Origin of the sequence: Stenotrophomonas sp. GbtcB23, assembly GCF_019091045.1 — a bacterium.
GTDB lineage: Bacteria > Pseudomonadota > Gammaproteobacteria > Xanthomonadales > Xanthomonadaceae > Stenotrophomonas > Stenotrophomonas rhizophila_A.
In genome coordinates, this window is the sequence record NZ_JAGXKC010000387.1 from 1 (window position 1) to 275 (window position 275).

Here is a 275-nt window from a genome sequence, read left to right on the forward strand (position 1 = left end):
GGCATCCACCAGGTAGAGAGGCGTGTGCACTCAGCCCACCCAGTCCTGCAGCAGCGCGGCCGGATCAGGTCGCTCACGTTCGGGCACGGCGGTCTTCGGGGTGCCGATATGGATGAAACCCACGTTCTGCTCATGCTCGGCCAGGCCCAGGTGGGCATGCACGGCCGGGTCGCACGCCATCCAGGCGGTCAGCCACTGGGCGCCAAAGCCCGGCGCCTGCGCAGCCTGCAAAAGCGCGAAGCAGTCTCAGCCGGCGGTCATCAGCTGCTCCAGCT

The 275-nt window shown here is 68.0% G+C and carries 1 pseudogene; it reads right to left on the reverse strand.

What is annotated here, in order from left to right:
* Positions 1-30: 30 nt before the first annotated feature.
* Positions 31-275, reverse strand: a pseudogene (locus KVS69_RS19505) (nitroreductase); the annotation flags it as partial.